We start from the raw sequence: 23,603 nt of genomic DNA, 5'->3' as shown, positions 1-23,603 counted from the left end.
AAGCCCGGCCAGAAGCCGGCACTGAACAGGAGGAAAGGCCATGAAAGGTTCGAACGAGTGCGACAAGTCGCGTCCAGCCATGCCCGAGTTCTATCTGCCGGCCATGTGGCCGCTGGATCTGCAGAACGCCATCGCCGACAGGATCGGCGCCTGGTGCTGGCGTCGGCGCATGCGCCGTCTGCTGGCGCAGGATGCCGAGGGGTGGATTCGCCTGGGCAGTGCCCGCGGCGTGGTGGAGCAGGGGGCGAGCGAACCGCTACGGCTGATCGCGCAGCGGCGGGCGTGCTGGTTGCGTGGTCGGTAGGGCCTAGCTGGCGGTGCGCGTGGCGCACCGGGGCTACGGCTTGCGCGCGATCAGCACGGCGCGGGTCGGCGCCGGCAGGCCTTCTACGGTGCGGCTGTGGTCGGCCGGGTCGAGGAATTCCGGTAGCGACTGGAAGCGCATCCACTCGGTGGCGCGTTGTTCGTCCACCGAGGTGGTGCTGACGTCCACGCAGCGCACGTCCTCGAAGCCGGCGCGGCGCAGCCAGCGCTGCAGCGCCGGGACCGAGGGCAGGAACCAGACGTTGCGCATCTGCGCGTAGCGATCCTCGGGGACCAGCACCTGTTCGGCGTCGCCCTCGACCACCAGGGTTTCCAGCACCAGTTCGCCGCCCTTGACCAGCGCGTCCTTGAGATCCAGCATGTGGTCGATGGGCGAGCGGCGGTGATAGAGCACGCCCATGGAGAACACCGTGTCGAAGCCCTGCAGCTTGGCCGGCAGTTCCTCGAAGGCCAGCGGCAGGTGCCACACCGGCTGCTCCGGCAGGTAGCGCTTCATCGCCAGGAACTGGCAGAGGAACAGCCAGTTGGGGTCGATGCCGACCACGCTGCCAGCCCCGGCGCCGAGCATGCGCCACATGTAGTAGCCGTTGCCGCAGCCGACGTCGAGGATGCGTTTGCCGGCCAGATCCAGGTGGGGGGCGACGCGCTGCCATTTCCAGTCCGAGCGCCACTCGGTGTCGATGTGCACGCCGAACAGCTCGAACGGCCCCTTGCGCCAGGGAATCAACCCCTGCAGTGCAGTCTTCAATTGCGCGCGGCAGGCCTCGTCGCAGGCGCCGCCGAGGGCGAAGCGCTGCGCCAGCTCCACTTCGCTCACTGTCAGTGACGGCAGCGCCTGCACGGCGCCGTACCAGCGCGTTAGGTCGCCGTGACCGATGGCCAGCTTGGCGTCGAGCTGGCCGGGTAGATCGGCCGCCCAGTCCTGCAGCGGGGTGCCGGCCAGTTGCGCCTGCAGGGCGTCGAGGTCCAGATCGCGCATCATGGCAGGGCCACCAGCGAGGCGAAGTTCAGGCACTGGAACCAGGGCACCACCTGGCTGAAACCGGCGGCCAGCAGGCGCTCGCGGTGCTGCTGGAGGCTGTCCGGCAGCATCACCTTCTCGATGGCGCTGCGCTTCTGCGCGATTTCCAGTTCGCTGTAGCCGTTGGCGCGCTTGAAGGCGACGTGCAGCTCGGTGAGCAGCTCGTGCTCGGCGGCGTCCTCGAAGCGCAGCTTTTCCGAGAGGATCAGCGCGCCGCCCGGCAGCAGCGCCTGGCGGATGCGCGTGAGCAGCTCCAGGCGCCGCTCCGGCGGGATGAACTGCAGGGTGAAGTTGAGCGTGACCAGCGAGGCGGATTGCAGCTCGAAGGCAAGAATGTCCGCCTCGATCACTTCCGCCGGCAGCAGTTCCTGGAACATGGCGTCCTGCGCGTGCAGGTACTCGCTGCAGCGGGCGACCATGGCCGGCGAGTTGTCCACCGCGATCACCCTGCAGCCATCGACGCGCACGTGGCGGCGCAGCGCCTGGGTCACCGCGCCGAGCGAGGCGCCGAGGTCGTACAGCACAGTTTGTGGCTGGGCGAACTGGCCGGCGAGCACGCCGATGTTCTCGACTATGGTCGGGTAGCCGGGCACCGAGCGCTTGATCATGTCGGGGAACACCCGCACCACGTCCTCGTTGAAGACGAAATCGGGCACCTCGGCTAGCGGCTGGGCGAATAGACGGTCGGGTTCTTGGCTCACGGGCGGTCGCAACGGGCAGCGGAAAAGGCCGGCATTTTAGCCAAGAGCGCGGCCGGGCTGAACAGGCACTACTTCAACTGGTCGGAAAAGAATTCGCCGGCGCCCTGCAGCGGGCCCAGCGGATTGCGCTTGACCTCCAGGCGGCGGATGTTCGGCTCGCCGTTGCTGACCTTGTGCACCAGCTTGTCGTCGACCAGCACGAACACCGCGCGGAACACCCAACCCTGCAGCTCGCGGTTCTTGCGAAAGTTCAGCACGTCGGCCCAGAAGCTGCCGACCCGCTGGGTATCGGTCTTGGTGAACTCGAAGGCGTAGCCGACGCAGCGGTCCTTGGCCTCCAGGCAGCGCACCAGGCCGTCCGGCAGGTAGGCGATGGGCACGTTGGGCTGGACGAACATCAGCCGCACATCGATGAACGAGAGCATCTTGCCGTTGCCATGGGCCAGCGGGTCGAAGCCCAGGGAGAACAGGTCGGCGCGGTCGGTCAGCCCCGGCACCGCCTGCGAGTAACGCATCTCGGCGTCGAGGTAGTCGCCGAAGGGCGACAGCGATTCGGCCCGCTCGCTGGGCAATAGGCTGCCGCAGCCCACCAGCGCAACCGATACCAACACCAGGCCGACTACCCGCACGCACCCTGCCATATCGCTCACCCTGAAGTGGACTGCCCTGTAACTCCTATAGTCGATTTATCGCCGTCCTGCTGTTTCATCGGCGTAACAGCTCAGGCGCGGCGGGCGAAGGCCGAGGCGGTGATGCCCCATTGGCCGGCCCAGTAGCTGAGGATGATGGCGTAGGGCGCGGCGGCGAAGCTGGCGACGAAGCGATCGATGCCGATCAGACTGTCGGACAGCACGAACAGCGCCGCGCCGGCGGCGGCCAGATAAGTCGAGCGCGGCTGCAGCTCGGGGTTGCCGAGGCGGGCCAGGGCGCGCCACAGCATCAGGCTGATGACCAGGGCGTAGCAGGCCACCGGAATCAACAGCGGGCCCAGGCCGCTGCCGGCCAGCACGGCGAACATCGCGCCGCCGGCGCCGAGCGCCAGCAGCAGGGCGGGCAGGGCCGGGCGGCGGGTGTCGGAGAAGTAGGCGCGCAGGTAGGCCAGGTGGCCGAGGAGGAAGGCGCCGAGGCCGAACACGAACAGATCGCCCGGCCAGTCCAGCAGGATGTCGCCGGCCAGGGAGCACAGCAGGCCGATGCCGATCCAGCGCCGGTAAGTGCCGGCCGGCGCCTGGCGCAGCCAGAGCAGCAGGGCGATCACCGGAATGCCCTTGGTCAGCAGGCTCAGTTGCGCATCGCCGCTGATCCGGCCGTAGAGAAAGATCGCGGCTCCCGCCAAGCCGAGCAACAACCAGCGCATAGTGAGGCTCCATCCAATGATCGAATGGCCGGCACTATGCCGGGCAGGCGTGGCGCTGCCAATGCGCAGCGTGCCAGGCTGAGTGGCGGATCGTGCCGCCTCTCGACCATTGCCCGCTTAGCGGGCATTGTTGAGCCTCGTCGTCGCCATGGAGGCCGTTGCAATGGATACACCCAGCGAGATCGGCGCCCTGATCGAACGCCTGTATCGCGAGGAGTCGCGCCGCGTGCTGGCGACCCTGATCCGCCTGCTGGGCGACTTCGACCTGGCCGAGGAGGCGCTGCACGAGGCCTTTCGCGTGGCGGTGGAACAGTGGCCGCAGGAGGGCGTGCCGGCCAATCCGCGTGCCTGGCTGGTGTCGACCGGGCGCTTCAAGGCGATCGACAACCTGCGCCGCCAGCGTCGTTTCCAGCCGCTCGACGAGCAGGCCGAGCTGCCCGACGAGGCGCCGCTGGAGGAGGGCGAGCTGCTCGAAGACGACCGTCTGCGCCTGATCTTCACCTGCTGCCACCCGGCGCTGGCCAGCGATGCCCAGGTGGCGCTGACCCTGCGCGAGGTGTGCGACCTGACCACCGAGGAGATCGCCCGCGCCTTTCTTGCCAGCCCCGCGACCCTGGCCCAGCGCATCGTTCGCGCCAAGAGCAAGATCCGCGAGGCGCGGATTCCCTACGAGGTGCCGGGGCGCAGCGAGCTACCCGAGCGCCTGGAGGCGGTGTTGCGGGTGGTCTACCTGGTGTTCAACGAGGGCTACTTCGCCAGCTCCGGCGATTCGCTGACCCGCAGTCAGCTGTCCGACGAGGCCATTCGCCTGGGGCGGTTGCTGGCGGAGTTGCTGCCCGAGCCGGAGGTGCAGGGGTTGCTGGCGCTGATGCTGCTGCACGAGTCGCGCCGCGCCGCGCGCAGCGGCGTCGATGGCGAGGTGATTCTGCTCGAGGCGCAGGATCGCGGTCTGTGGAACCCCGAGCTGATCGCCGAGGGCGAGGCGCTGGTGCTGCAGGCGCTGCATTCGCGACGCTTCGGCCCCTACAGCCTGCAGGCGGCCATTGCTGCGGTGCATGCCGAGGCGCCGAGCCTGGAGGCGACCGACTGGGCGCAGATCGTCGGCCTGTACGATGAACTGCTGCGCCTGACGCCCTCGCCGGTGATCGAGCTCAATCGCGCGGTGGCCCTGGCCATGCGCGACGGCCCCGAGGCGGGGCTGGCGCAGGTCGACCGGCTGCTGGCGGCCGGCGAGCTGGACAATTACCACCTGGCCCATGCCGCGCGCGCCGACCTGCTGCGCCGCCTGGGCCGCCGCGAACAGGCGCGTGCCGCCTACCGCCAGGCCCTGGCGCTGGCGCAGCAGGGGCCGGATCGGCAGTTTCTGCAGAAGAGGCTGGAGGAGTTGGAGGCACGCGAGGCGGACGACAAGCCCTAGGGGGTCGCGGGGCCGCCTAGGCTGTGCGCACCATTTGCCACAGTTCGTCGCCCGGACAGGCATAACAGGGGGCCGGCATTGAACCCTCTCCCTGAGGGAGAGGGGCTTTTCAGCACTTAACCGGCCACCAGCACGCGAATCGCTTCCAGACGCAGGGCAGCCTTGTCGAACATCGCCAGGCTCTGCTCGCGCTGCTGGCGCAGGGCCTCGATCTCGCTGTCGCGCACGCTGGGGTTGACCGCCTGCAGGGCGACCAGGCGCGCCAGTTCCTCGTCCAGCTCGGCGATCAGGCGGCGCTTGGCCTCGGCCACGCGCTCGACGTGGCGCGGCATGACCTTGGCTTCGGCGTCGTTGAGCTGCTTGGTCAGCACGTCGCGCTGGGCCTGGACGAACTTGTTGGCGCTGGCGCGCGGCACGCTTTCCAGCTGGTCGTTGAGGGTTTCGAAGCCGACCTTGGCGGCCAGGTCGTTGCCATTGGCGTCGAACAGGCAGCGCAAGGCGGCCGGGGGCAGGAAGCGGCCCAGTTGCAGTTTGCGTGGGCCGACCACTTCGCTGACGTAGAGCAGCTCCAGCAGCACGGTGCCGGGCTTGAGCGCCTTGTTCTTGATCAGCGCCACCGCGGTGTTGCCCATCGAGCCGGACAGCACCAGGTCCATGCCGCCCTGCACCATGGGGTGTTCCCAGGTGAGGAACTGCATGTCCTCGCGGGCCAGGGCCTGGTCGCGGTCGTAGGTCACGGTCACCGCCTCGTCGTCGCCGAGCGGGAAGCTGGCGTCCAGCATCTTCTCGCTGGGGCGCAGGATCAGGGCGTTGTCGGAGTGGTCTTCGCTGTCGATGCCGAAGGCGTTGAACAGCTCTTCCATGTAGATCGGCAGGCTGAACTGGTCGTCCTGCTCGAGGATGGCTTCGACCAGCGCCTCGCCTTCACCAGCGCCACCGGAGTTGAGTTCCAGCAGACGGTCGCGGCCGCTGTGCAGCTCGCCTTCCAGGCGAATGCGCTCGGCGGTTGCCTCGTCGATCAACTGTTGCCACTGGCCGTCGTCGCCGCTTTCCAGCAGCGGCAGCAGGCGCGGGCCGAACTGGTGCTGCAGGGCGTTGCCGGTGGGGCAGGTGGCGAGGAAGGCATTCAGCGCCTGGTGATACCACTGGAACAGGCGCTCCTGCGGACTGTTCTCCAGGTAGGGCACATGGAGCTGGATACGGTGCTTCTGACCGATGCGGTCGAGACGGCCGATGCGCTGTTCGAGCAGGTCCGGGTGGGCCGGCAGGTCGAACAGCACCAGGTGATGGGCGAACTGGAAGTTGCGGCCTTCGGAGCCGATCTCCGAGCAGATCAGCACCTGGGCGCCGAATTCTTCGTCGGCGAAGTAAGCGGCGGCGCGGTCGCGCTCGAGGATGCTCATGCCTTCGTGGAACACCGTGGCCGGAATGCCGGAGCGCACGCGCAGGGCGTCTTCCAGGTCCAGGGCGGTCTCGGCGTGGGCGCAGATCACCAGCACCTTGTATTTCTTGAGCATCTTCAGGGTGTCGATCAGCCACTCGACGCGCGGGTCGAAGCGCCACCAGCGCTGCTCCTCGTCCACCTCGTCCTGGGCCTGGTAGCCGACTTCCGGGTACAGCTCGGCATGCTCGCCGACCGGCAATTCCAGGTACTCGATCGGGCAGGGCAGCGGGTAGGGGTGCAGCTCGCGCTCGGGGAAGCCCTGCACCGCGGCGCGGGTGTTGCGAAACAGCAGACGACCGGTGCCGTGGCGGTCCAGCAGCTCGCGCACCAGGCGCGCGCGGGCGGCTTCGTCGCCGCCGTCGATGGCGTCCAGCAGCTCGCGGCCCTCGTCGCCGAGGAAACCGCCGATGGCGTCGCGCGCCTGGGCGCTGAGCTTGCCGTGGTCGAGCAGTTCCTGCACCGCCTCGGCCACCGGGCGGTACTGGCCGCTCTCGGCGCGGAAGGCATCCAGATCATGGAAGCGCGCCGGATCGAGCAGGCGCAGGCGGGCGAAGTGGCTGTCCTGGCCGAGTTGCTCGGGGGTGGCGGTGAGCAGCAGCACGCCGGGGATGACCTCGGCCAGTTGCTCGACCAGTGAATACTCGGCGCTTGCCTGCTCCGGGTGCCAGACCAGGTGGTGGGCTTCATCGACCACCAACAGGTCCCAGCCGGCGGCGAACAGCGCGTCCTGGGCCTTCTCGTCGTCCTTCAGCCACTCCAGGGCGACCAGCGCCAGCTGGCAATCCTCGAAGGGGTTGCTGGCGTCGCTTTCCATGAAGCGCTCGGCGTCGAACAGCGCCACGTCCAGGTTGAAGCGCCGGCGCATCTCGACCAGCCACTGGTGCTGCAGGTTCTCCGGTACCAGGATCAGCACGCGGCCGGCACGGCCGGAGAGTAACTGGCGGTGGATCACCAGGCCGGCCTCGATGGTCTTGCCCAGGCCCACCTCGTCGGCAAGCAGCACGCGCGGGGCGATGCGGTCGGCGACTTCGCGGGCGATGTGCAGCTGGTGGGCGATCGGCTGGGCGCGCGCGCCGCCCAGGCCCCACAGCGAGGATTGCAGCAGGCGGCTGTTGTGTTCCAGGCTGTGGTAGCGCAAGGCGAACCAGGCCAGCGGGTCGATCTGCCCGGCGAACAGGCGGTCGCTGGCCAGACGGAACTGGATGAAGTTCGACAGCTGCGTCTCCGGCAGGGTGACGCTCTGGTGCTGACCGTTGAGGCCGTGATAGACCAGCAGGCCGTCGATGTCCTCGACCTCCTGCACGGTGAGCTTCCAGCCCTCGAAATGGGTGATCTCGTCGCCCGGGGCGAAGCGCACGCGGGTCAGCGGGGCGTTGCGGGTGGCGTACTGGCGCGTCTCGCCGGTGGCCGGGTAGAGCACGGTGAGCAGGCGGCCGTCCTCGGCGAGGATGGTGCCCAGCCCCAATTCCGCCTCGCTGTCACTGATCCAGCGTTGCCCCGGTTGATACTGCATGCCTGTCTCCCCGCGTGAAAAAGCCGGCTATGGTAACGGATGCGCTGCCCGGGCCAAAGCGGCCATGGCACTTATGCCGTTCGACTCAGTCGAAAGTGTAGCGAGCACCGCCTAAAGTCGCGGCTTGCGGGGCCGACAGCCTGACCAAAGGAGGTGCGATTACGTGTTACCACCTATCCCCCACAGCCTGGTGCCGGTCACTGCCTCGCAAGACGTGATCAAGCCCAAGCCCGAGATTCCGCCGGTGACGCCAGCCGAGGCCAGCGCCAAGGAAAGCGCGCTGAACCTGGACAAGCGCCACCCGCAGGAAACCGAGGAACTGCTGCGCGAAGAGCAGCGCCGCCGTCAGCGCCGCGGCTACACCCCCGAACAGCTGGCCGCGGCCGAGCCGGAGGAGGTGGAGCAGGCGCTGGGCGATCTGCCGCGCCAGGGATTATGGGTGGATGTGGAAGTCTGACAGACTGGCCGCCTGTGTCTTTCTCCGAGTCTGATCATGCTGTTTGCCGATTCCTTGCCCGAGCTGGCCGATGCCGAGCTGGACTACCAGCCGGGCTGGGTCGACGCCGCCGTGGCCGATGCCTGGCTCGCCGCCTTGGTGGACGAGACGCCCTGGCAGCAGCCGGAGCTGTTCATCCATGGCCATTACCACCGGGTGCCGCGCCTGACCGCCTGGTACGGCGAGCCCGAGGCGCGCTATCGCTATTCCGGCAAGCTTCACCAGCCGCTGCCCTGGACGCCGTTGCTCGATGAGATTCGCCGGCAGATCGTGAAGGCCGTAGGCCAGCCGCTTAATGCCGTGCTGCTCAACTATTACCGCGATGGCCAGGATTCCATGGGCTGGCACAGCGATGCCGAAGCCGAGCTGGGGCGCAATCCGCTGATCGCCTCGCTCAACCTCGGCGGCAGCCGGCGCTTCGACCTGCGCCGGGTCGGCAGCACGCGCATCGGCCATTCGCTGACCCTGGAACACGGCTCGCTACTGGTCATGCGCGGGCCGACCCAGCATCATTGGCAGCACCAAGTGGCGAAGACGCGCCAGCCCTGCGCGCCGCGTCTGAACCTGACCTTTCGCCTGATCCGGTTTCCGCTATGAGCAACGACGACAAGCTGATCGACTTCGCCGCCGAACGCGGCAAGCGCATCCACGACCTCAATGACAAGCGTCTCGACGAGATGCGCCAGGCCTTCGAGCAGGCCCTGCCGCTGGCCAAGGCGAAGAAGAAGCCCAAGCACAAACCGAAGAAGCGCTGAAGCCTCCTGCCCCTTTGCCGCCCTGGGCGGCGCTACTGGCGTGTCCGCTCGCTCCGTGCCCCTCGATTGCTTGACCTGGATCAGTGTTGCCGCCTCCGGGGCGGCGGCCGCCGTCGCGCATTGACCCAGATCAATTGTCCTCCCGCCGCCGCTGGTAACGTGAAGCCATCCCAGACAGACAGGCACAACAGGAGGCAGCCATGTTCGTCGATACAGTGGTTCTCGCCGGAGTCGGCACGGTTGTTCTGATGTTCGCCTTTTTCGGCGGGGTCGGTTACTTCATCTGGAAGGATTCGCACAAGCGCAAGCCGAGCTGATCTTTTCGGTTTACAGGGCACGCAAGGCAATTCGGGCGACTTCGGTCGCCCTTTTTTATGGGCGTGCGTCGGGCGGGGCTGGACGCAAACTACGTAGCTAGCTAATAATTAGCTTGTTTCGTAGGGCGCTATGACGCTCGTCTACGCTTTCCTCGCCCAGTCCTTGAAGCCGATTCCATGCGCGATGCCCTGCTGGCCTTCGTGGCGCCCAGTACCCAGGCCCTTCAGTTTGCGATCAAGACCCTGCTGGGCGGCGGCCTGGCGCTGTGGTTCGCCTTCCGTTTCGATCTGCCGCAGCCGCAGTGGGCGTTGATGACCGCCTTTATCGTCGCCCAGCCGCTGTCCGGCATGGTGGTGCAGAAGGGCCTGGCGCGCCTGCTCGGCACCCTGGTCGGCACCGTCATGGCGGTGCTGCTGATGGCGCTGTTCGCCCAGGCGCCCTGGTTGTTCCTGCTCGCCCTGGCGTTCTGGCTGGGGCTGTGCACTGCCGCCTCGAGCATGCTGCACAGCGCCTGGAGCTATGCCTTCGTGCTGGCCGGCTACACCGTGGCGATCATCGGCCTGCCGGCCATCGACGCGCCGCTGACGGTGTTCGATCAGGCGGTGGCGCGCTGCACGGAAATCTGCCTGGGGATTGTCTGCGCCACCGCAGTCAGCGCGGTGCTCTGGCCGCAGCGGGTCGAGCGCCAGCTGGTGCAGCAGGCACGCAGCGCCTGGCAGGCCGGGGTGAACGCCGCGGCCTCGGCACTGGTCGGCGAGGCCATGGCGCGTCAGGGCCTGCTCGAGGTGCTGGGGCGTATCGTCGCGGTGGATGCCCAACGCGAGCACGCCTGGTTCGAGGGCGCTCGCGGCCGCCAGCGCGCCCGTGCCCTGCGCGCGCTGAGTCGCGATCTGCTCACCCTGCTGCGCCTGGCGCGCGGCGTGGCGCGCCAGTGGCGGCAGTTGAGCGAGGCCGAGCGCCACGCCTTGGCGCCTTGGCTGGAGCGGGTAGGCGAGCAGCTGGCGGCGGCGCAGGCGCAGCAGGTGTCGGCGCAGGCCGGGCAGTTGCGCCAGGCCGCCGAGGCGCCGACGCTCAGCGCGGCGCAGCGTTTGTGCCTGGAGCGCCTGGCGTTGCTGGCGCTGCGCCTGGATACCGCCAGCCAGTCGCTGGCGGCGGTGGAACGCGGCGAGAGCGGGCAGGCGTCGCCGGCGCTGTCCTGGCACAGCGACTGGCAGACCGCCGCGGTCTATGGCGCGCGCAGCGCCCTGGCCTTCCTGGCGCTGGCGGCGTTCTGGCTGGCCAGCGGCTGGACCGCCGCCAGCGGCGCCTTGCTGCTGTGCTGCGTGGTCTGCAGCCTGTTCGCCAGTCGCGAGAACGCCGCGCAGATCGGCCTGCTGTTCATGCGCGGGATCTTCTATGTGCTGCCGCTGGCATTCGTCGTCGGGCAGATTCTGCTGCCGCAGCTCAACGGCTTCGCCATGCTCTGCCTGGCCCTCGGCGTGCCGCTGTTCTTCGGCGCCCTGGGCATGGCCAAGCCGGCGCTGGGCGCCACCGCCACCTCCTTCAGCCTGCATTTCATCGTGCTCTGCGCGCCGCAGAACGACATGCAGTACGACGTCGCCTTCTTCCTCAACGAGGCGCTGGCCATGCTGATCGGCGTCGGCTGTGCGGTGCTGGCGTTCAACCTGATCGGCTTGCGCAGCCCGGCCTGGCATGGCCGCCGTCTGCTGCGCGCCACCCTGCAGGACCTGGCCCGGCTCACCCGTCAGCCGCTGGCCGGGGCCGAGAGCTGGTTCGGCGGGCGCATGGCCGACCGCCTGCTGCAACTGGCGCGGCACTATCCGGCGCTGCCCAGCCAGAGCCGCAGCCGCTGGGACGACGGCATCGCCAGCCTGGACCTGGGCGACGAGCTGCTGCACCTGCGCGCCTGCCTGGCGGCGGGCGACCGCGCGCTGGGCCTGGCCGAAACGAATTTTCTCGATCACCTGCGCCGACAGCTGTTGCTCGGCCCGGCGCCGGCGCGGCGCGCTGCCCTCGATGCCGCGCTGGACGACTTGCTCCAGGCCCTGCGCGGCGCGCCGCCGAGCATCGACCGGCGTCTGGCCGAGGCGGCCCTGCTGCAGCTGCACGGCGGCTGGCAGCACTGGTGCGGGCAACAAGGAGAAGCCCATGGGCTTGCGTGAATGGGCGCTGGGTGGGGTGCTGCTCAGCCCCATGCTGCTTTATGCGCTGCTGGCGCTGCTGCTCACCGGCGCGCTGCGCCTGGCCCTGCAGCGGCTCGGTGTGGCGCGCTGGATCTGGCACGAGGCGTTGTTCGACTGCGCCCTGTATGTCTGCGTGCTGGCGGCGCTGGTCGCCGTGTTGAGTTGATCAAGGAGATTTCCATGCGTGCGAGCATTCGCCTCGGCCTCACCCTGAGCCTGGTGGCAGCGGCCCTGCTGGCCGGCGCCTGGCTGTGGCAGCACTACCTGTATTCGCCCTGGACCCGCGACGCGCGGGTGCGCGCCGAGGTGGTGACCCTGGCCCCGGATCTGGCCGGCTGGGTCACCCAACTGAAGGTGCGCGACAACCAGCGGGTGGCGGCCGGCGAGCTGCTGCTGAGCCTGGATCGCGAGCGCTATCAGGTGGCCCTGGAACAGGCCCAGGCGGTGGCCGAGACGCGGCGCCAGCAACTGCTGCTGCGCGAGCACGAGGCCAGCCGTCGCGTGCGCCTGGGGCCGCAGGCGATCAGCGCCGAGCTGCGCGACAACGCCCAGATCAGCGCCGAGATCGCCCGCGGCGAGTATCGTCAGGCGCAGGTGGCGGTCAAATCCGCCGAGCTGGACCTGGCGCGCAGCGAGGTGCGCGCACCGCGCGCCGGCCAGGTGACCAACCTGCGCCTGGCCGAAGGCAACTACGTCAAGGCCGGCGAGCCGGTGCTGGCACTGGTTGACGAGGCGTCGTTCTATATCCAGGCCTATTTCGAGGAGACCAAGCTGCCGCGCATCCGCATTGGCGCACCGGTGGACATCTGGCTGATGGGCAGCGACCAGCCTTTGCGCGGCGAGGTGGAGAGCATCAGCCGCGGCATCACCGACCGCAACGCCAGCCCGGACGGCCAGCTGCTGGCCGACGTCGAGCCGACCCTCAACTGGGTACGCCTGGCGCAGCGGATTCCGGTGCGGATCAAGCTCGACGAGCTGCCCGAGGGCCTGCTGCTCAGCGCCGGAATGACTGCCAGCGTGCGGGTGGCGCAGTAGCCTGGGGCGACGCCGGCAGCCACAGCGTACCGTCCGGCCAGTGGAACCCGGTGCCCGGGCGGCAGCTCTATACTCAAGCCAGGTCGTGCATGAGTCGGAGGCAAGCCGTGCCAACGTCGCGTTCCACCCACCAGGAACACCTGTGCCTTAACCGTGCGTTGCGCACCCTGAGCGGCTGCAACCGAGCGCTGCTGCGCGCCGAAAACGAAGCCAGCCTGCTCCAGGAGATCTGTCGGGTCATAGTCGAGCAGGCCGGTTACCGCCTGGCCTGGGTCGGCCGCGCCGAGCACGATCCGGCGCAAACCGTCACCCCCCTGGCCCATGCCGGGGTCGAACGGACCTACGTCGACTCGCTGAATATCTCCTGGGGCGACAACGAACGCGGCCACGGCCCCTCCGGCACCGCGATCCGCACCGGCCAGCTGAGCCTGACCCACAACCTGCTGACCGACCCGAACACCGCGCCCTGGCGCGAAGGCGCCATCCAGCACGGCATTGCCTCGGTGATGTCGCTGCCGCTGCGGGTCGAAGGGCGGATCTTCGGTGCCCTCGGCATCGGCGCGCCGGAACCCGATGCCTTCGGCTCGCAGGAAATGGCGTTGCTCAGCGAGGCCGCCGAGGACCTGGCCTTCGGCCTCGAGACCCTGCGCGGCAAGGCGCGTCGCATCCAGGCCGAGCAGGAGATCCAGCGCCTCAATCGCGCCCTGTCGACGCGGGTGGCGGTCAACCATGCGCTGATCCACGCCGACGCCGAATCCGCGCTGCTCAAGGAAGTTTGTCGGGTACTGGTGGTCGACTGCGGCTACCGCCTGGCCTGGGTCGCCTATCGCCAGGAAGACCCCGCCGAGCCGGTACGCCAGGTCGCCTACGCCGGCGACGATCACGGCTTCCTCGCGCGGGCCGAGGCCTGGGCCGCCAGTGCCGAGGGCCAAGCCTACATCCAGCGAGTCGATGCCCGGCTCGAGAGCGGCCGGCCACTGGTCATACGCAACCTACCCGAGGAGCCGGTGGACGGGTTCCTGAGAGACGAGGCCAAGGAGCACGGCTTCGCGGCGACCATAGTGCTGCCGCTGCGAGTGGACGACCGGCTGATCGGCAAGCTGGTGATCATGGCCGCGGCGAGCGACACCTTCGACGAGCAGGAGGTCGAGCTGCTGTTCGCCACCGCCAACGACCTGGGCTTCGGCATCGCCACCCTGCGCACCCGCGATCGGGCGCTGCAGGCCGAGGCGACCATCAGGCGCATGGCCTATGCCGACGAGCTGACCGGCCTGCCCAACCGCCTGCGCCTGCGCGAGTTGCTGGAAGCTGCGATCGCCGAAGCCAAGCAGGAACACCGGGCGCTCGGTCTGTTGCAACTGGAGGTCGGGCGCAACCAGGCGATCAACGAAACCCTCGGCTATCGCGAAGGCGACCGCCTGCAGCAGGCCATCGCCGCTCGCCTGGTACAGGCGGTGGGCGCCGGCAACAGGCTGGCGCGTATCGGTGAAAGCGAGTATGCCGTGCTGATGCCCAGCGGCGGCGCCGAGCAGGCGTCGCAACTGGCGCAGAAGATCCTGGTGGCGCTGTACGAACTGATCGACCTGAGCGGGCTGTTGCTCGATACCCGCGCCAGCATCGGCATCGCCCTCTATCCCGGTCACGGCACCGATCCGGACGCCTTGATCCGCCGCTCGGCCAGCGCCATGGATCAGGCCAAGCGTTCCAGCACCGGCTATGCGCTGTTCCAGGGCGGGATGGACCGCGAATGTGCCCAGCACCTGACCCTGATGAGCGAACTGCGCCGGGCGATCGACGGCAACCAGCTGCTGTTGCACTATCAGCCGAAACTGCAGATCGCCACCAACAAGGTGTGCGGCAGCGAGGCCCTGGTGCGCTGGCAGCATCCGCAGCATGGTCTGCTGCCGCCCAACGACTTCATCAAGCTGGCCGAGAGCGCCGGGTTGATCACCCCGCTCACCTACTGGGTGCTCGATGCCGCGCTGGGCCAGAGCTACGCCTGGCGCGAGGAAGGCGACGAGCGACCGGTTTCGGTCAACCTGTCGGCCCACGACCTGCGCGACCCCAAGCTGCTCGAACGCATTCGCGGCACCTTCGCCACCTGGGGCGCCGAGCCGAACTGGGTCGAATTCGAGCTGACCGAAAGCGCGCTGATGGAAGATCCGGTCGCGGCGCTGGAGACCCTGACCCAACTGAAGAACCTCGACACCCGGCTGACCATCGACGACTTCGGCACCGGCTATTCCTCGCTGGCTTACCTGCAGAAGCTGCCGGTGGATTCGCTGAAGATCGACCAGTCCTTCGTCACCCGCATGCTCAGCGACGACGATGACTCGGCGAAGATCGTGCGCTCGATAGTCGAGCTGGCGCACAACCTCGACCTCGAGGTGGTCGCCGAAGGCGTGGAGAACCAGGAGACCCTGACCCGTCTGGGCAACTTCGGTTGCGACATCGCCCAGGGCTTCTCGATCAGCCAGCCGCTGCCCGGCGACAAGTTCCGCGCCTGGGAAGCCCTGTCGGCCTGGCACTGAGCAAGCCCCCTACGACCGGCGTATTTCCCGTGGGGCGCAGCGAGGCTCGGCATCGGTTTCGCGGCCGAGACCGCTTCAGCGGCAGCGCGGCGTGGCCGCCCCCTTCAGCCAAGCATCAGGCCCGTTCGACCCGCGCCGGCGTGCGGCGCATCAGCACCCTGCCGTGGCGGATTGATACCAGCGCGTGGCCCTGACTGCGCACCATCTCGTAATCGTCCGGCGCCGAGAGGATCAGCAGGTTGGCCGGGCGACCCACTTCCAGCCCATACCCTTCACCAAGGTTCAGCGCGCGCGCCGAGTTGTCGGTGATCAGATCCAGGCTGCGCTTGAGGTCGTCGTAGCCGAGCATGTGGCAGATGTGCAGGCCGGCTTCGAGGATGCGCAGGATGTTGCCGTTGCCCAGCGGGTACCAGGGGTCGACGATGGAATCCTGGCCGAAGCAGACGTTCATCCCGGCACGGTCGATCTCCGCCACGCGGGTCAGGCCCCGGCGTTTCGGGTAGCTGTCGAAGCGGCCCTGCAGGTGGATGCTCTCGGTGGGGCAGGAGATGAAGCTGATGCCGCTCAGTTTCAGCAGCCGGAACAGCTTGGAGCAGTAGGCGTTGTCGTAGGAGCCCATGGCCGTGGTGTGGCTGGCGGTGACCCGCGCGCCCATGCCGCGCACGCGGGCTTCTTCGGCCAGCACTTCGAGAAAGCGCGAGTTGGGGTCGTCGGTCTCGTCGCAATGCACGTCCACCAGACAGCCCGTGCGTTCGGCCAGGTCCATGAGGAACTTGATCGAGGCCACGCCCTGGTCACGGGTGTTCTCGAAGTGCGGGATGCCGCCGACCACGTCGGCGCCCAGCGCGATGGCCTGCTCCATCAGCGCGCGGCCACCCGCGTACGACTCGATGCCCTCCTGGGGGAAGGCGACGATCTGCAGGTCGATCAGCTGGCGGGTTTCCTCGCGCACTTCGAGCAGGGCCTTGAGCGCGGCCAGGCTCGGGTCGGTGACGTCGACGTGGGTGCGTACGTGCTGGATGCCGTGGTCGACCAGCATGTCGATGGTCTTCCTGGCGCGGGTCTTGGTGTCCTCAAAGGTGACCAGGGCCTTGCGCTCGGCCCAGCGCTCGATGCCCTCGAACAGCGTGCCGCTCAGGTTCCAGGCCGGTTCGCCGGCGGTGAGGGTGGCGTCGAGGTGAATGTGCGGCTCGACGAAGGGCGGCACGACGAGATGGCCGGCGGCGTCCAGATCGCCGGCTGCGATGGGTCCTGCGCTGCTTTGCAGGTCGATGGCGGCGATGCGGGCGCCATCCAGGGCAATGCGCTGCAGGCCGTCGCGGTCGCGCAGGCGGGCGTTGTGGATAAGCATGGGGGCGCCTCGCTGGGTGGTGCGGCCGTCGCCGGTGACGGCCACGCTCATTCGAATCAGCCGATGCTCACCTGCGGCATGGCCGGCATGTTCACGGTCTGCTCGCTGCTCGGCGCCAGCACTTCGGCTTCGCCGTCGACCACTTGCTTGCCGTCCTGGTTGAACACCTGGGTGGCGATGCGCACGCGGTTCTTCGGCAGTTTCTCCAGCACCTCCAGCTTGACCGTGAGGGTGTCGCCGAGCTTCACCGGGCGGGTGAACTTGAGTTGCTGGCCGAGGTAGATGGTGCCCGGGCCGGGCAGGCGGCAGGCGATCGCCGCGCTGATCAGCGCGCCGCTGAACATACCGTGGGCGATGCGCTCCTTGAACAGTGTCTCGGCGGCGAAGGCGGCGTCCAGGTGCACCGGGTTGTTGTCGCCGGAAACGGCGGCGAACAGCTGCACGTCGCGCTCTTCCACGCGCTTCTCGAAACTGGCCTGTTGGCCGACTTCGAGGGCGGCGTAGGGGATATTGGTGACCTGGGTCATGGGGACTCCTTGCGAGGTTGCCGACTGTGGCTCAGCGCCTGCTGTAGCCAGTCGATCAGGTGGGTGGTGACCTCGTCGCGGTTGCTCTCGTTGAGCAGCTCGTGGCGGGCCTCGGGGTAGATCTTCAGTTGCACGTCCTTGATGCCGGCCTGGCGCAGGGCGCCGGCCAGGTCGGCCAGGCGCTTGCCGTCGCTGACCGGGTCGCGCGCGCCACCGATCACCAGCAGCGGCAGGTCGGTGTCGATCTGCGCCAGGTTGGCCGGCGGGGTGATCTGCTGCAGGCCGTCCAACAGGTCGCACCACAGCTGGGTGGTGCAGACGAAGCCGCACAACGGGTCGGCCACGTACTTGTCGACTTCGGCCGCGTCGCGGCTAAGCCAGTCGAAGGCGGTGCGGTTGGGCTTGAATGCCTTGTTGAACGAGCCGAAGGAGAGCCAGTCGATCAGCTTGCTGCGCCCCTTGGGGCCCAGGCGCCAGCGCTCGAAGCCGGCGATCAGCCGCGCGGCCCGGTACAGCGCCACTGGCTGGTAGTTGGAACCGGACAGTACCGCGCCCTGCAGACTGCAGCTGTGGCCCATCAGGTAAGCCTGGCCGATGTAGCTGCCCATGCTGTGGCCGAGCAGGAAGATCGGCGTCTGCGGATGCTGCTGGCGGATATGGTGGTTGAGGCTCGCCAGGTCGCCGACCACCTTGTCCCAGCCGCCCTCGTCGGCGTAGTGGCCGAGCGTGCCGTGCGCCGCGCTCTGGCCGTGGCCGCGCTGGTCCAGGGCATAGAGGGCGAAACCGGCCGCCACCAGCGCCTCGGCCAGGCGCGCGTAGCGCAGGCTATGTTCGGCCATGCCGTGGGCGAGCATGACCACCGCCCGCGGCGGCTGCTCGGCATGCCAGTGGTTGACCTGCAGCGGCTGGCCGTCGCTGGCGCTCAGGGTGAATGCGTCGTGGCGCATGGCGAATCCTTGTGCCGGAAGTTGGCCGCATTGTGCACCGCGCACCGTGCGGCGCAAAGCCTGTCAGGGATCGGTGCTGTGCCGCCGCAGGATCTGCATGTATTCGCCGCTGGCATGCAGGTCGCGCAGGCCCTGCTCGAAGATCGCGCTCCAGTCGGTTTGCCCCGGCTGCGCCGGGACGAAGCCCACCAGCAGCGGGATGCGCTCCAGGGCGCGGCCGTGCCAGCGCAGCTGGCCGTGCAGTTGCGGGTCGCCGGCGATCAGGTATTCGCCGACCCGGCGCTCCAGCAGCACCAGGTCGAAACGCCCGGCGTGCAGCTTGCGCAGGTTGCTGATGTCGTCCACCGCTTCCTCCAGCGCCAGCCCGGCGTCGAGGATGCGCTGTGGGTAGCCGTAGCCGCGGACGATGCCGAGCTTCTGCCCGGCCAGCTGCTGCAGGCGCTGGAAGCGCAGCTCGTGGCCCTGGCGGACGAACAGGCCGAGTTCGCTGTAGAACAGCGGGCGCGAGGCGATCAGGCCTTCTTCGCCGATCTCCCGGGGCCACAGCGCCAGCGCGCCCTGGTAGGTGCCGTTGCGCAGTTCGGCGCGCACCCGCGCCCAGGGCAAAAAATCGATGTGCGCCGCGTAGCCGCGCAGGGCGAAGGCGCGGCGGGTGAGGGCGACGATGCTGCCGCCGTCGTCCAGTTGCTGCGAGGCGTAGGGCGGATACTCCAGGGTGGCCAGGCGCGGGCCGGGCTCGGCCTGGGCCAGGGCGCAGGTCAGCAGGAGCAGGCAGGCGAGTAGGGCGAGTGGCGGCATCGAGGTCGAGTTCGGGCTGGAGCGCTCATCATAGATGTTGCGCAACGAAAGTGCCGGATGGGCTGCGAGATTCAGCCCATCAATGACGCCTTCGAGCTATTTGCGCAACGGCGCCGAGCTGCTACTTTCCGGGCAGTCCCGCAGCGCGGGCCAGACCATTTCAGGGGAAGAGGACAACAACAATGCAACCTGATTTCTGGAGCGACAAACGGCCGGCCGGCGTGCCCAACGACATCGACCTGGCCAGCTACAAGTCGGTCATCGAGGTGTTCGAGCGCTCGTGCAAGAGGTTCGCCGACCGCCCGGCGTTCAGCAACCTCGGTGTGACCCTGACCTACGCCGAGCTCGATCGCCTGTCCGCGGCCTTCGCCGCCTACCTGCAGAAGCACACCGACCTCAAGCCGGGCGAGCGCATCGCGGTGCAGATGCCCAACGTGCTGCAGTACCCCATCGCCGTGTTCGGCGCCATGCGCGCCGGGCTGATCGTGGTCAACACCAATCCCCTGTACACCGCGCGCGAGATGCGCCACCAGTTCAAGGACGCCGGCGTGCGTGCGCTGGTCTACCTCAACATGTTCGGCAAGCTGGTGCAGGAAGTGCTGCCGGATACCGAGATCGATTACCTGATCGAAGCCAAGATGGGCGACCTGCTGCCGAGCCTCAAGGGCTGGCTGGTCAACACCCTGGTGAAGAAGGTCAAGAAGATGGTGCCCGACTATCATCTGCCCCAGGCCATCGCCTTCAAGCAGGTGCTCAAGCAGGGCCACGGCCAGGCGCTGACCCCGGTCAAGGCCAGCCATGACGACATCGCCGTGCTGCAGTACACCGGCGGCACCACCGGGGTGGCCAAGGGCGCCATGCTCACCCACGGCAACCTGGTGGCCAACATGCTGCAGGTCGACGCCTGCCTGTCGCAGCTCGGCGACGACGGCAAGCCGCTGATGAAGCAGGGCCAGGAGATCATGATCGCGCCGCTGCCGCTGTACCACATCTATGCCTTCACCGCGAACTGCATGTGCATGATGGTCAACGGCAACCACAACGTGCTGATCACCAACCCGCGCGACATTCCCGGCTTCGTCAAGGAACTGGGCAAGTGGAAGTTCTCCGCGCTGCTGGGGCTGAACACCCTGTTCGTCGCGCTGATGGATCACCCCGAGTTCAAGAACCTCGACTTCTCCAACCTCAAGGTTACCAACTCCGGCGGCACCGCCCTGGTCAAGGCCACCGCCGAGCGCTGGCAGGCGATGACCGGCTGCACCGTGGTGGAAGGTTACGGCCTCACCGAGACCTCGCCGGTGGCCAGCACCAACCCCTATGGCGACAAGGCGCGCCTGGGCACCGTGGGCATCCCGGTGCCGGGCACGGCGTTCAAGGTGATCGACGACGACGGCAACGAGATGCCGCTGGGCGAGCGCGGCGAGCTGTGCATCAAGGGCCCGCAGGTGATGAAGGGCTACTGGCAGCGCGAAGAAGCCACCGCCGAGGTGCTCGACGCCGAGGGCTGGTTCAAGACCGGCGACATCGCGGTGATCGACCCGGACGGCTTCGTGCGCATCGTCGACCGCAAGAAGGACATGATCATCGTCTCCGGCTTCAACGTGTACCCCAACGAGATCGAGGACGTGGTCATGGCCCACCCGAAAGTCGCCAGCTGCGCGGCCATCGGCGTGCCGGACGAGAAATCCGGCGAGGTGGTCAAGCTGTTCGTGGTGCCGCGCGACGGCGGCGTCACGGTCGAGGAGCTCAAGGCCTACTGCAAGGAAAACTTCACCGGCTACAAGGTGCCCAAGCACATCGTGCTCAAGGACGCCCTGCCGATGACCCCGGTCGGCAAGATCCTGCGTCGCGAACTGCGCGACATCGCCTGAGCCAAAAGCCCCTCCCCGTTGCAGGGGAGGGGCTTTCCCGCCTGCGCTGCCATCGGCAGCCCATTTGTTGTGATTTCGTAACCGCCAGCACCTGTTCCATGCACTGCCGCCCTGCATCGGTCACCCTTACGCACTAGGCTCCATGCGCTGCAATATGCGGGCTAGAGGCTTTTCGCGTTTTCTCGGAAGAAAAGATCGGGTGTGACTTGTTGTTATTTTTTGGTCACTTTTTCGACTCCGTAGGCCATGTTTGGTGCTGGTCGGCCTCTGGCAAAGCTGCTACTCTCGGCGCGCTTTCGGGGCGCCTGGCCCGTGGAAAAGCGAGCTAAACACACAACAAACAACCGCCTGCGCGCGGTGAAGATCAGCTGTTGCTTAGGAGTGGGCTTCCATGACCGAAAACTTCTGGAAGGACAAGTATCCCGTTGGGGTTGCTGCCGAAATCAATCCCGACCAGTACCCGAACATCCTCGCGGTGCTGAAGGAGTCCTGCCAACGCTTCGCCGACAAGCCTGCTTTCAGCAACCTGGGCAAGACCATCACCTACGGCGAGATGTACCAGCTCTCCGGTGATTTCGCCGCCTACCTGCAAAAGCACACCGACCTCAAGCCCGGCGACCGCATCGCCGTGCAGCTGCCCAACGTGCTGCAGTACCCCGTGGTGGTGTTCGGCGCCATGCGCGCCGGCCTGGTGGTGGTCAACACCAACCCGCTGTACACCGCGCGGGAGATGGAACATCAGTTCAACGACTCCGGCGCCAAGGCGCTGATCTGCCTGGCCAACATGGCCCACCTGGCCGAGCAGGTGGTGCCCAAGACCGGCGTCAAGCACGTGATCGTCACCGAAGTCGGCGACATGCTGCCGACCTTCAAGCGCCTGCTGGTCAATGCGGTGATCAAGCACGTGAAGAAGATGGTGCCGGCCTACAACCTGCCGCAGGCGGTCAAGCTCAACGACGCCCTGGCCAAGGGCCGCGGTCAGAGCTTCAACGAAGCTAACCCGAGCAACGCCGAGATCGCCGTGCTGCAGTACACCGGCGGCACCACCGGCGTGGCCAAGGGCGCCATGCTCACCCACCGCAACCTGGTGGCCAACATGCTGCAGGTCAAGGCGCTGATGGGCGCCAACCTGGACGAAGGCTGCGAGGTGCTGATCGCGCCGCTGCCGCTGTATCACATCTACGCCTTCACCTTCCATTGCATGGCGATGATGCTGATCGGCGGCCACAACATCCTGCTGACCAATCCGCGCGACCTGCCGGCGGTGGTCAAGGACCTGGCCAAGTACCGCTTCACCGGTTTCGTCGGCCTCAACACCCTGTTTGTCGCCCTGTGCAACAACGAGGAGTTCCGCAAGCTGGACTTCTCCAGCCTGAAGGCCACCTTCTCCGGCGGCATGGCCCTGCAGCTGGCCACGGCCGAGCGCTGGAAGGAAGTCACCGGCTGCGCCATCTGCGAAGGCTTCGGCATGACCGAAACCAGCCCGGTGGCCACGGTCAACCCGTTCAGCGCCATCCAGCTCGGCACCATCGGCATTCCGCTGCCCTCGACCCTGTGCAAGATCATCAACGACGAGGGCCAGGAACTGGCCATCGGCGAGATCGGCGAGCTGTGCGTCAAGGGCCCGCAGGTGATGAAGGGCTACTGGCAGCGCCAGGAAGCCACCGACGAAATCCTCGACGCCGACGGCTGGCTGAAGACCGGCGATATCGGTCTGATCCAGGAAGACGGCTACCTGCGCATCGTCGACCGCAAGAAGGACATGATTCTGGTGTCCGGTTTCAACGTTTACCCGAACGAACTGGAAGACGTGCTCGCCACCCTGCCGGGCGTGCTGCAGTGCGCCGCCATCGGTGTGCCGGACGAGAAATCCGGCGAGGCGATCAAGGTGTTCGTGGTGGTCAAACCGGGCGAGAGCCTGACCAAGGAACAGGTGATGGAGCACATGCGCGCCAACCTCACCGGCTACAAGGTGCCCAAGGCCGTCGAGTTCCGCGACGTGCTGCCGACCACCAACGTCGGCAAGATCCTGCGCCGCGAGCTGCGCGACGAAGAGCTGAAGAAGCTGGGCAAGAAGTGATTCGCGCCAGTTGATGAAACGCCACCTCCGGGTGGCGTTTCTTATTGTGCGCAGCTCGCTCTCTTAGGTCAGCGTCATGCGTACCATCCGCCGCTTGGATGAGGCGGAACTCACGGCACACCCTTACTTACAGCGGCTCATCTCCACCTTGCCCACATGCGGGTTGCCCCAACCCATTACACAGGCCACCTGCTGATTGCGCTGCTGCTCCCAGGGCTTGACCGGGTAGGCCTTGTCCCAGGCCTGGTAGAGCTGGCGATCCTGTCTCGACAGGCGCAGCTGGTAGCGCTCGGCCATATAGAAATAGGTGCGCGCGATCATCCCGCGAATGGCCGGGCGCGGCATCACCTTGCGCGCCTTGAAATCCACCACCGTCTGGCACTGGCCGTACTGGTGCGGCTGTTGCGGCAGCCAGGCGAAGCTGTAGTTGCTGCGGTCGCCGTTGACCTCGCCGATGCTCGGTACCAGGTTGTGCAGATCGGCCTCGGCCTTGCGGAACTGCGCATCCTTGGCCGCACAGTTCTTGCGCCCTCCGTGCTGCCAGCACTGGCGCTGATGGCCGATCACCCAGGCCGGAACTATATGCTCCCACTCGATGCGCTGGGCGCGGCCCGCGTTCTTGCGCGGGCTGTAGCCGCAGGAACGCAAGTCGACCCGATTGCCGCTGTACTTGCAGCCGCAGTAGAACTCGGTGGACTGTTGCGCATACAGCGGCCAGGCCAGGCGCTTGGCCTCGGCGAAGCTGGCGGGGGCGGCGTTGAGGGAGAAGCTGGCGAGACAGCAGAGCAGGGGGATAAGGCATCGAATCATGGGGCGCCAGGGTAGCCGTCACTGCTGTCGACGTGAAGTAAAAAGTCTCTGTTTTTCAAATGCTTAGATAGTGGCAATGGGCCGCGTCAAAGCCTCGCGGCAGGCTGCTGGCAGAAGGTGGTGG

23 protein-coding genes are annotated in these 23,603 nt (G+C 67.4%); 13 read left to right on the top strand and 10 right to left on the bottom strand.

Going from position 1 to position 23,603, the window contains the following annotated elements; genetic code table 11:
• The first annotated feature begins 40 nt into the window (after nt 1-40).
• Nucleotides 41-304 (top strand): hypothetical protein, encoded by a 264-nt coding sequence (locus ACIGFL_RS19395; RefSeq protein ID WP_397498240.1) that lies wholly within the window; start codon nt 41-43, stop codon nt 302-304.
• Nucleotides 305-337: 33 nt separating this feature from the next.
• Here ACIGFL_RS19395 and cmoB read toward each other — a convergent pair whose 3' ends face one another.
• The 4 genes from cmoB to ACIGFL_RS19375 form a co-directional block, all read right to left on the bottom strand.
• Nucleotides 338-1,306, bottom strand: a complete 969-nt coding sequence (cmoB, locus tag ACIGFL_RS19390; RefSeq protein ID WP_397498239.1) for a tRNA 5-methoxyuridine(34)/uridine 5-oxyacetic acid(34) synthase CmoB — start codon at nt 1,304-1,306, stop codon at nt 338-340.
• Entirely contained in the window at nt 1,303-2,046 is a 744-nt protein-coding gene (gene cmoA, locus ACIGFL_RS19385; protein ID WP_397498238.1) for a carboxy-S-adenosyl-L-methionine synthase CmoA, read from the bottom strand. The genes cmoB and cmoA overlap by 4 nt, the downstream gene beginning before the upstream one ends.
• A gap of 68 nt (nt 2,047-2,114) precedes the next feature.
• Nucleotides 2,115-2,687: a hypothetical protein gene (locus ACIGFL_RS19380; RefSeq protein WP_397498237.1), complete on the bottom strand. Its 573-nt coding sequence runs from the start codon at nt 2,685-2,687 to the stop codon at nt 2,115-2,117.
• Between the two features lie 80 nt (nt 2,688-2,767).
• Nucleotides 2,768-3,403: a lysoplasmalogenase gene (locus ACIGFL_RS19375; protein ID WP_397498236.1), complete on the bottom strand. Its 636-nt coding sequence runs from the start codon at nt 3,401-3,403 to the stop codon at nt 2,768-2,770.
• 163 nt (nt 3,404-3,566) lie between these two features.
• Here ACIGFL_RS19375 and ACIGFL_RS19370 point away from each other — a divergent pair, with 163 nt between their 5' ends.
• Nucleotides 3,567-4,820, top strand: a complete 1,254-nt coding sequence (locus tag ACIGFL_RS19370) for an RNA polymerase sigma factor (protein ID WP_397498235.1) — start codon at nt 3,567-3,569, stop codon at nt 4,818-4,820.
• A 116-nt stretch (nt 4,821-4,936) separates the two neighbouring features.
• Here the strand turns inward: ACIGFL_RS19370 and rapA are convergent, their stop codons facing one another.
• Complete coding sequence (rapA, locus tag ACIGFL_RS19365) at nt 4,937-7,777, bottom strand: RNA polymerase-associated protein RapA (RefSeq protein ID WP_122107510.1); 2,841 nt, start codon at nt 7,775-7,777, stop codon at nt 4,937-4,939.
• Nucleotides 7,778-7,940: 163 nt separating this feature from the next.
• Between rapA and ACIGFL_RS19360 the strand changes: the two genes are divergently transcribed.
• From ACIGFL_RS19360 to ACIGFL_RS19325, 8 genes are all read left to right on the top strand, one after another.
• Nucleotides 7,941-8,234, top strand: a complete 294-nt coding sequence (locus ACIGFL_RS19360; RefSeq protein ID WP_021445691.1) for a hypothetical protein — start codon at nt 7,941-7,943, stop codon at nt 8,232-8,234.
• Nucleotides 8,235-8,270: 36 nt separating this feature from the next.
• On the top strand, nt 8,271-8,870 hold the full coding sequence (locus tag ACIGFL_RS19355) for an alpha-ketoglutarate-dependent dioxygenase AlkB family protein (RefSeq protein WP_397498234.1): 600 nt from the start codon (nt 8,271-8,273) through the stop codon (nt 8,868-8,870).
• Nucleotides 8,867-9,028: a hypothetical protein gene (locus ACIGFL_RS19350; protein WP_021445693.1), complete on the top strand. Its 162-nt coding sequence runs from the start codon at nt 8,867-8,869 to the stop codon at nt 9,026-9,028. Before ACIGFL_RS19355 ends, ACIGFL_RS19350 begins: the two co-directional genes overlap by 4 nt.
• A 200-nt stretch (nt 9,029-9,228) precedes the next feature.
• Nucleotides 9,229-9,345, top strand: a complete 117-nt coding sequence (ccoM, locus tag ACIGFL_RS19345; RefSeq protein ID WP_397498233.1) for a cytochrome c oxidase subunit CcoM — start codon at nt 9,229-9,231, stop codon at nt 9,343-9,345.
• 177 nt (nt 9,346-9,522) lie between these two features.
• Nucleotides 9,523-11,508, top strand: coding sequence for an FUSC family protein (locus ACIGFL_RS19340; protein ID WP_397498232.1), 1,986 nt, complete (start codon nt 9,523-9,525; stop codon nt 11,506-11,508).
• A complete protein-coding gene (locus ACIGFL_RS19335; RefSeq protein ID WP_122107507.1) occupies nt 11,495-11,695 on the top strand; it encodes a DUF1656 domain-containing protein in 201 nt (66 codons plus the stop codon). Before ACIGFL_RS19340 ends, ACIGFL_RS19335 begins: the two co-directional genes overlap by 14 nt.
• Nucleotides 11,696-11,709: 14 nt before the next feature.
• Entirely contained in the window at nt 11,710-12,564 is an 855-nt protein-coding gene (locus ACIGFL_RS19330; RefSeq protein WP_397498231.1) for an efflux RND transporter periplasmic adaptor subunit, read from the top strand.
• A 107-nt stretch (nt 12,565-12,671) separates the two neighbouring features.
• Nucleotides 12,672-15,095 carry an EAL domain-containing protein gene (locus tag ACIGFL_RS19325; protein ID WP_397498230.1) on the top strand — a complete coding sequence of 808 codons (2,424 nt, stop codon included), beginning with the start codon at nt 12,672-12,674 and terminating at the stop codon, nt 15,093-15,095.
• A 115-nt stretch (nt 15,096-15,210) separates the two neighbouring features.
• On the opposite strand, the gene codA is transcribed toward ACIGFL_RS19325, so the two are convergent.
• The 4 genes from codA to ACIGFL_RS19305 all read right to left on the bottom strand — a co-directional run bounded on the left by codA (nt 15,211) and on the right by ACIGFL_RS19305 (nt 18,718).
• Complete coding sequence (gene codA, locus ACIGFL_RS19320; protein ID WP_397498392.1) at nt 15,211-16,446, bottom strand: cytosine deaminase; 1,236 nt, start codon at nt 16,444-16,446, stop codon at nt 15,211-15,213.
• 56 nt (nt 16,447-16,502) lie between these two features.
• The gene (locus ACIGFL_RS19315; protein WP_397498229.1) at nt 16,503-16,973 is read right to left on the bottom strand and encodes a MaoC family dehydratase; all 471 of its coding nucleotides are present in this window, start codon (nt 16,971-16,973) and stop codon (nt 16,503-16,505) included.
• Nucleotides 16,970-17,920 carry a lysophospholipase gene (locus ACIGFL_RS19310; protein ID WP_397498228.1) on the bottom strand — a complete coding sequence of 317 codons (951 nt, stop codon included), beginning with the start codon at nt 17,918-17,920 and terminating at the stop codon, nt 16,970-16,972. Before ACIGFL_RS19310 ends, ACIGFL_RS19315 begins: the two co-directional genes overlap by 4 nt.
• A 63-nt stretch (nt 17,921-17,983) precedes the next feature.
• Complete coding sequence (locus ACIGFL_RS19305) at nt 17,984-18,718, bottom strand: substrate-binding periplasmic protein (RefSeq protein WP_397498227.1); 735 nt, start codon at nt 18,716-18,718, stop codon at nt 17,984-17,986.
• A 34-nt stretch (nt 18,719-18,752) separates the two neighbouring features.
• Here ACIGFL_RS19305 and ACIGFL_RS19300 point away from each other — a divergent pair, with 34 nt between their 5' ends.
• From ACIGFL_RS19300 to fadD1, 3 genes are all read left to right on the top strand, one after another.
• The gene (locus ACIGFL_RS19300) at nt 18,753-18,911 is read left to right on the top strand and encodes a hypothetical protein (RefSeq protein WP_397498226.1); all 159 of its coding nucleotides are present in this window, start codon (nt 18,753-18,755) and stop codon (nt 18,909-18,911) included.
• The gene (gene fadD2 / locus ACIGFL_RS19295) at nt 18,901-20,589 is read left to right on the top strand and encodes a long-chain-fatty-acid--CoA ligase FadD2 (protein ID WP_397498225.1); all 1,689 of its coding nucleotides are present in this window, start codon (nt 18,901-18,903) and stop codon (nt 20,587-20,589) included. The genes ACIGFL_RS19300 and fadD2 overlap by 11 nt, the downstream gene beginning before the upstream one ends.
• A gap of 391 nt (nt 20,590-20,980) precedes the next feature.
• Nucleotides 20,981-22,669 carry a long-chain-fatty-acid--CoA ligase FadD1 gene (gene fadD1 / locus ACIGFL_RS19290; protein ID WP_397498224.1) on the top strand — a complete coding sequence of 563 codons (1,689 nt, stop codon included), beginning with the start codon at nt 20,981-20,983 and terminating at the stop codon, nt 22,667-22,669.
• Nucleotides 22,670-22,792: 123 nt separating this feature from the next.
• Here the strand turns inward: fadD1 and ACIGFL_RS19285 are convergent, their stop codons facing one another.
• Entirely contained in the window at nt 22,793-23,479 is a 687-nt protein-coding gene (locus ACIGFL_RS19285) for an endonuclease (RefSeq protein ID WP_397498223.1), read from the bottom strand.
• Nucleotides 23,480-23,603 lie beyond the last annotated feature (124 nt).

This window comes from Pseudomonas sp. NPDC077649, from assembly GCF_044542855.1.
GTDB lineage: Bacteria > Pseudomonadota > Gammaproteobacteria > Pseudomonadales > Pseudomonadaceae > Aquipseudomonas.
This window is presented reverse-complemented; position numbering and strand designations above follow the sequence as displayed.

Coding starts and splice junctions, on each gene's coding strand:
- ACIGFL_RS19380 (WP_397498237.1), bottom strand. CDS start 2,687: ATGGCAGGGTGCGTGCGGGTAGTCGGCCTGGTGTTGGTATCGGTTGCG.
- ACIGFL_RS19355 (WP_397498234.1), top strand. CDS start 8,271: ATGCTGTTTGCCGATTCCTTGCCCGAGCTGGCCGATGCCGAGCTGGAC.
- ACIGFL_RS19375 (WP_397498236.1), bottom strand. CDS start 3,403: ATGCGCTGGTTGTTGCTCGGCTTGGCGGGAGCCGCGATCTTTCTCTAC.
- ccoM (WP_397498233.1), top strand. CDS start 9,229: ATGTTCGTCGATACAGTGGTTCTCGCCGGAGTCGGCACGGTTGTTCTG.
- ACIGFL_RS19340 (WP_397498232.1), top strand. CDS start 9,523: ATGCGCGATGCCCTGCTGGCCTTCGTGGCGCCCAGTACCCAGGCCCTT.
- codA (WP_397498392.1), bottom strand. CDS start 16,446: ATGCTTATCCACAACGCCCGCCTGCGCGACCGCGACGGCCTGCAGCGC.
- cmoB (WP_397498239.1), bottom strand. CDS start 1,306: ATGATGCGCGATCTGGACCTCGACGCCCTGCAGGCGCAACTGGCCGGC.
- ACIGFL_RS19335 (WP_122107507.1), top strand. CDS start 11,495: ATGGGCTTGCGTGAATGGGCGCTGGGTGGGGTGCTGCTCAGCCCCATG.
- ACIGFL_RS19285 (WP_397498223.1), bottom strand. CDS start 23,479: ATGATTCGATGCCTTATCCCCCTGCTCTGCTGTCTCGCCAGCTTCTCC.
- ACIGFL_RS19395 (WP_397498240.1), top strand. CDS start 41: ATGAAAGGTTCGAACGAGTGCGACAAGTCGCGTCCAGCCATGCCCGAG.
- rapA (WP_122107510.1), bottom strand. CDS start 7,777: ATGCAGTATCAACCGGGGCAACGCTGGATCAGTGACAGCGAGGCGGAA.
- ACIGFL_RS19370 (WP_397498235.1), top strand. CDS start 3,567: ATGGATACACCCAGCGAGATCGGCGCCCTGATCGAACGCCTGTATCGC.
- fadD1 (WP_397498224.1), top strand. CDS start 20,981: ATGACCGAAAACTTCTGGAAGGACAAGTATCCCGTTGGGGTTGCTGCC.
- ACIGFL_RS19305 (WP_397498227.1), bottom strand. CDS start 18,718: ATGCCGCCACTCGCCCTACTCGCCTGCCTGCTCCTGCTGACCTGCGCC.
- ACIGFL_RS19315 (WP_397498229.1), bottom strand. CDS start 16,973: ATGACCCAGGTCACCAATATCCCCTACGCCGCCCTCGAAGTCGGCCAA.
- ACIGFL_RS19330 (WP_397498231.1), top strand. CDS start 11,710: ATGCGTGCGAGCATTCGCCTCGGCCTCACCCTGAGCCTGGTGGCAGCG.
- ACIGFL_RS19310 (WP_397498228.1), bottom strand. CDS start 17,920: ATGCGCCACGACGCATTCACCCTGAGCGCCAGCGACGGCCAGCCGCTG.
- ACIGFL_RS19350 (WP_021445693.1), top strand. CDS start 8,867: ATGAGCAACGACGACAAGCTGATCGACTTCGCCGCCGAACGCGGCAAG.
- ACIGFL_RS19300 (WP_397498226.1), top strand. CDS start 18,753: ATGTTGCGCAACGAAAGTGCCGGATGGGCTGCGAGATTCAGCCCATCA.
- fadD2 (WP_397498225.1), top strand. CDS start 18,901: ATGCAACCTGATTTCTGGAGCGACAAACGGCCGGCCGGCGTGCCCAAC.